This window comes from Bartonella sp. MR168JLCBS (assembly GCF_042194175.1).
The window spans coordinates 1-924 of record NZ_JBHIMP010000205.1 but is presented as its reverse complement, the minus strand read 5'-3'; the positions used below and the strand labels follow the sequence as shown (position 1 = coordinate 924).

General features: G+C 35.1%; 1 protein-coding gene. It reads left to right on the top strand.

Annotation, left to right across the window (positions count from 1 at the left end; genetic code table 11):
• Positions 1 to 739 (top strand): SGNH family hydrolase (locus tag ACFIK8_RS10370; RefSeq protein ID WP_375669377.1); only part of this gene is annotated, 739 nt, incomplete at its 5' end.
• Positions 740 to 924: the final 185 nt, after the last annotated feature.

Here is a 924-nt window from a genome sequence, read left to right as displayed (position 1 = left end):
AATGCCGGATTCGGGCTTAATCCGAACTGATCACACTTCTTGGGAAAGCAATATTCCTGAACTCATTGATAAAAACAAACCTGATGCTATTGTTATAGTGATAGGTGCAAATGATAATGAACCAATCATAACACCGCACGGCATAGTCAGTACGATTCATCCAGCATGGCTAAACATCTACAAACAAAGAATTATCGAAATTGCTAAAAGCCTTCGCAATTCAGGAAAACCATGGATATGGGTGGGGCAACCTGCTTTTAGAAATGAAAATTTGACACAAAAAATGAAAATTTTTAATGAACTCTACAAGCAAGAAACAGAAGTAGCAGGAGGATATTTCCTGGATATCTGGAACGGATTTATTGATGAACAAGGTCAATTTTCTTTATCAGGCTATGACGTTAATGGAAAAACAACCAAATTACGCACCAATAACGGCATTAACTTCACCTTTAAAGGCAAACAAAAACTTGCTTTTTATTTAGAAAAACCATTGAAAAATATTTTAAATTTTTATCCATCACCCCATAAAAATATACATCTCACTCATACGAATACTTCACAAATTATGGCACAAGAACCAGATAATATTGTGCGACAACCTCCAATGAGCCTCAATGACATAGCACAACAAAATACCCGCTTACTAAATAAAATAGAGCCAAGTCTCATAAAAAAATCGTGGTGCCCTCCAAATGGATATCAAAGAGATCGAGCTGATAATTTTTCTTTCCCATGATGTCTTAAAAAGATAGAGTCTTATTTTCTTAATAAACCAAGAGCAAAATAAAAAGTCTATTTTACATGGTCATTAACGAATCCAGAACCCGCGCAAATCTCAGCCGTAAAAATGAATATAAACGATAAACGGTATAGCACGTACTATACCGTCGTTATACTTTACAGCCCACGTTTTTAATCATC